Origin of the sequence: Pseudomonas sp. RIT-PI-AD, assembly GCF_025642785.1 — a bacterium.
Classification (GTDB): domain Bacteria; phylum Pseudomonadota; class Gammaproteobacteria; order Pseudomonadales; family Pseudomonadaceae; genus Pseudomonas_T.
In genome coordinates this window covers 1-4,257 of the sequence record NZ_JANZKU010000053.1, presented here as the reverse complement: position 1 = coordinate 4,257, position 4,257 = coordinate 1, and the positions used below count along the sequence as shown (strand labels likewise).

The following is a 4,257-nucleotide window of genomic DNA, read 5'->3' as shown; positions in this document are numbered from 1 at the left end:
GTCTTCGCGTATCAGCGCTTTATTCTCTCGGCGATGTGGAGTGGGCTCCCTTCGCGGCTGAAGCCGCTCCCACGGAGCGCGCGGGGCGGTTCGAGGAGGGCTGGATAGGTCAGTGGGATGTGGGTTGTCTGGTTGGTGATGATGAGCACGGCCTGGCGTGGGAGCGGCTTCAGCCGCGAAGAGCATTTCCGAGCCCACAGCGTCTTACCCATAAAGGCACTCAGCAATTGCCCTAATCGACACCCCCGCGCACGCCATATCAACAAGCAGACCAAGTCCCACGCTCGCAGCCAAACCACCAAGGCATCCCTCACCTCACCCAAGAAATCCAAACGCCCCTCGGCGAAAGCGCCCTCACCCCAGCTCCGCTCCCAACCCCCTGATCCTTGCCAGACCCGCGTTTTCGGATGATCGACGGGTACAACGAACCCGCCCTTCGCCGAACGGCGAGAGCTACGCGCCAGGCAGCCGAAACATCCGCGCGTGGCCCAAGCCAAGAAAACCGATCAGCGCAACAACCCCTGCAAATCCTCATAGAGCTTTTCCGGGATGCTCACCCCATCCTTCAGGCTGCGCGCGCGGGCCTCGTAGCGGCGTTGCGAGGGCAACCGCGCGCCCTGGCTCTGGATGCCTTCGAACAAGGCCTCGGCGCGGGCCAGGTGCTGCTCCACGGCCTCCCCGAGGAAACGCTTGGGGTCGAGGGCGATGAGCAGCTCGCCGTGGTAGGGCGAGGATTGAGTGCCGGCGTCCCAGGCCTGGGACTCGACGCTGGTCAGGTCGCCGATCAGCGGTCCGGCGATCAGCTCGACCATGGCCGACAAGGCCGAGCCCTTGTGGCCGCCGAAGGTGAGCATGGCGCCGTTCAGCACCGCGTTGGCGTCGGTGCTCGGCAGGCCCTCGGCGTCGATGCCCCAGCCCAGCGGGATCGGCTTGCCGGCGCGCTCGTGCAGCTGGATCTCGCCACGGGCGATGGCGCTGGTGGCGAAGTCGAAGATGAATGGATGCTGGCCGGCGCGCGGCCAGCCGAAGGCGATGGGGTTGGTGCCGAACAGCGGCTTGCGCCCGCCGGCCGGCGCCACCCAGGCATGGCTCGGGGTGCAGGCCAGCGCCACCAGGCCGGCGTCGGTGAGCACCTCCAGCTCGGTCCACAAGGCGGAAAAATGCACGCAGCGGTTGATCGCCAGCGCGGCGATACCGGTGCTCCGGGCCTTTTCCACCAGCACCGGCGCACCGCGCTGGAACGCCACCTGGGCGAACCCGCCCCTGGCGTCGACGCGGACGATGGATGGCGCCTGGTCGATCACCTCGGGCTCGGCATCCGGCGAGACCTTGCCGGCGCGCAGCGTCTCGATGCAACCGAGCAGCCGCCAGAGCCCATGGGACGCGCACTCGTCGCGCTCGCCGGCGAATACCGCCTGTGCCACCGCGGCGACATGGGGCTCGCTGAAACCATGGCGGCGCAGGATCGCCTCGGCCAATTCGCGCACTTCGTCCAGGCTCAGTCGGATCATCGGGGTCCCCTCAAGATCGGTTCGATACAGACCGCCTAAGGTGACGCCTTACGCCCGTCCCCGCTTGACCGCTTTCCCTGGGAAAGATGACGAATTCGGCATAGGTGACGTTCCTCAGACCCGCGAAGTCTCGCGCCGCTCAACCGATCGATGCTGGCCTGTCGCAGAGGGTTCGCCGATGGCCAAATCCGGATAGTCGTTCAGCTCACGCTGCAAGCGCCGCGTCTCGTTATAAAACTCCACGGCCCGACGCCAGGCCATGCGTTTCTTGTCCTCCAGTTTCGCGCGCGCGCGACGATCCGATGTCTCCTGCCCTGCAACCCTGTGACGCTCATGATGAGGTGACATGTATGCTCTCCCGTTTCGAGGGAGTCCCAGAGTGGCGCCGGTTCATTGCAGCTGAGTGACGTTTTGTTGAAAAACGCACGGCCTGGCGCCCGCCTCGCTGAACGGCAAGCGTATTCAGGGTGAATGGGCAGCGTCGGCCCTCTCGAGAAAAAGAAGATAACCACCCGGCAGAACGGCAACGAGATACCGACCGTTCTCGAGCAAAGTACCGAAAGGTTCCGGGCATACGTCCTTAGGCCAGAGCGCGGTGACTTCCCTTATTTCCCGCTGCAACGGGATATGCTCTTCAGAAAAAAGTGCGGCATATGAATCGGCCGTTGATTGCGGCATCCATCTTCAGCCCATTCTTCGCCTACATCACTTGTCTTATGCGGTTTTGCAAGGCTCCACGCTGACAGATGAGCATTGGAAATTAAATCTTCCTTCGGGAGATATCTTGATGTCTACGTCTAACGAAGCGTCATTGCCTGTTTCAAATATTTCAAGGGTGTAGATTGTTGCAGGCGACCTTAGGTCGAGCAATTTTTCAACTTCTGTAATGCCTTCGAATATTATCTCGACTGGCATTAATCCTTGATACTCCGGAAGGCCTTGAAAATTGCAATGCAGGTCTTCTAACTTGAGTGAGACGCTATTATTGGCTTCATTCAGATTGATGGTAATTATCTTTCCATCATGGAGATCGCCAAGTTCATCAAAATAACTATTGGGGTTTTCAATTCTCATTGCACGATCTCATGGGATGGCCGCGTTGGCAGGAATGGTGGGCCACAATGGTGGAAACAGAGACGGAACCATTCTTAAGCACCTGTAGGCGAGATAAGCCCCGCCGGTGCCGACAACCACAATAGCTGTCTTCTGGCAGTTTTCTCCGCAACTTTGCTCTGTCTCAGGGTCTGGAACCTTTCCTCCTCGTGGGAAATGCTGGGAGCCGCCGTTATGGTGCCAATGATCCTTACCTCTCCCACACTGGTCTTCCTTTATGGAAGTCCAGTTGGACACCATTCGGGTATTTAAATCGCTCGCCATTGGGGTCTTTGTGAGTTGTATTTGGCGTTCAATCAGATTACAGACCAGACGGATCTGATGGAAGCTGTATAAACTCAAAGCGGTCGGCGAACATCATCGGATTGGCGCTTACATATTCATAGATATTGAGGCGACCTGCCAACCCAATCGTATCACTCTCCACGTAGCGCCCGCTCTGCGGGTCGTAGTTATTGAAGTAGTTGTAGCGCAGACCGCTTCACCGTCGTAGTACTGATCGGGAATTCGAAGGTTGACCTGAGTGCCGTCGACGCTGGTCGGTCTGCCCACGCCCGCTTGACCGCTTTCCCAACGAAACCGAAGAATTCTGCACAGCCCGCGATCAAGCCCTGAGCCGCTGCCGCGCATTCTCCCCGCGCGGCCTAACCGGCCCGAATCGCTCGCCGGCCAGCTCCAGGAAACGGCTCAACTCCTGCTGCAATCGGCGTGACGACTCCACCGCGCGGCGCCAAGCCATTCGCCGCTTGTCCTCCAGCTTCGCCCGCGCCCTGCGGTCCAGCGGCTCCGCTTGCCGGCCATAGTGTAACCGTCATGATCACGCGACATGTGCGCTCTCCCGATCTGAGAGGGAGCTTCAATGTGGGGACGGCCGGTTACAGATTTGTGTAGCGGCCTCTTATCGATCAGCCTGACCTTAATATTCGCTCTTACGAATTGTATCTAGCGAATGAATACAAGAAGCCGCCTTAAGAATTTAATACTTTTCTCTCTCGCAAAACTGAATGCTTTAATTCGAAATTAACGTTTCGATATTCTTGCTCATGAAAACATCTTTAAATTTATCCTTGATGTTATCTAAACGCTGCGAAGCTACAAAAAAATGCTCACCGTATTCACCCCAATATTTTGGCCACAGTGTTACAAATTCGCATAATGGCAACAAAGAATGCAAAATCGCCTCATAGTTTTCACCCAAAAATATGGTTTTAATCATTTCTTCTTTAATGGCTTCTTTTTCAACAAATTTTTCTTCCATATGCCTTTGCAAAAGAAATCTATATTTAGGAAGACTTTTAATCGCTTCAAGAAGTGTATCGTTACTTTGATGCGCTACTATTCCATATTTCTTTGTTATTCTAGAAAGAATTAATTCACATTAGCGGGGTTTATGCTTTGAGAATTCATCTCTTCAATAGAGTCCGCCCCACTTACAATATCAATTAATAAGTTTTGGGAATTTTGACTTTCCTGAAAACCATATTGCTCTCCCTTATAGACTATTCGCATTACTTCTTGAGAGGGCAGGGCATCAATTAGCTTTCCTAAGTTGATTATTACTGACATTTATCATCCTCTTCTATAGTCGGTATTTGACATCTACCTCTTATCCTAAAATATACTAATTCAGAAA

The 4,257-nt window shown here is 55.6% G+C and carries 5 protein-coding genes and 1 pseudogene; all 6 read right to left on the bottom strand.

The features are described from left to right. Positions 1-506: 506 nt before the first annotated feature. The 6 genes and pseudogenes from OGL92_RS21905 to OGL92_RS21880 all read right to left on the bottom strand — a co-directional run bounded on the left by OGL92_RS21905 (position 507) and on the right by OGL92_RS21880 (position 4,190). A complete protein-coding gene (locus OGL92_RS21905) occupies positions 507-1,511 on the bottom strand; it encodes an Ldh family oxidoreductase (protein ID WP_263147964.1) in 1,005 nt (334 codons plus the stop codon). A gap of 114 nt (positions 1,512-1,625) precedes the next feature. Next, positions 1,626-1,859 (bottom strand): transcriptional regulator, encoded by a 234-nt coding sequence (locus tag OGL92_RS21900; RefSeq protein WP_263147961.1) that lies wholly within the window; start codon positions 1,857-1,859, stop codon positions 1,626-1,628. 366 nt (positions 1,860-2,225) lie between these two features. After that, entirely contained in the window at positions 2,226-2,585 is a 360-nt protein-coding gene (locus OGL92_RS21895; protein WP_263147958.1) for a hypothetical protein, read from the bottom strand. A 397-nt stretch (positions 2,586-2,982) separates the two neighbouring features. Next, positions 2,983-3,149 (bottom strand): annotated as a pseudogene (locus tag OGL92_RS21890) (RHS repeat-associated core domain-containing protein); the annotation flags it as partial. Positions 3,150-3,633: 484 nt separating this feature from the next. Further along, positions 3,634-3,882, bottom strand: coding sequence for a hypothetical protein (locus tag OGL92_RS21885; RefSeq protein ID WP_263147956.1), 249 nt, complete (start codon positions 3,880-3,882; stop codon positions 3,634-3,636). Between the two features lie 110 nt (positions 3,883-3,992). After that, positions 3,993-4,190, bottom strand: coding sequence for a hypothetical protein (locus OGL92_RS21880; RefSeq protein ID WP_263147954.1), 198 nt, complete (start codon positions 4,188-4,190; stop codon positions 3,993-3,995). Positions 4,191-4,257 lie beyond the last annotated feature (67 nt).

What these genes read in the sequence shown, in the direction of transcription:
- OGL92_RS21905 (WP_263147964.1), bottom strand. Translation starts at nt 1,511, where the DNA reads ATGATCCGACTGAGCCTGGACGAAGTGCGCGAATTGGCCGAGGCGATC.
- OGL92_RS21900 (WP_263147961.1), bottom strand. Translation starts at nt 1,859, where the DNA reads ATGTCACCTCATCATGAGCGTCACAGGGTTGCAGGGCAGGAGACATCG.
- OGL92_RS21895 (WP_263147958.1), bottom strand. Translation starts at nt 2,585, where the DNA reads ATGAGAATTGAAAACCCCAATAGTTATTTTGATGAACTTGGCGATCTC.
- OGL92_RS21885 (WP_263147956.1), bottom strand. Translation starts at nt 3,882, where the DNA reads ATGGAAGAAAAATTTGTTGAAAAAGAAGCCATTAAAGAAGAAATGATT.
- OGL92_RS21880 (WP_263147954.1), bottom strand. Translation starts at nt 4,190, where the DNA reads ATGTCAGTAATAATCAACTTAGGAAAGCTAATTGATGCCCTGCCCTCT.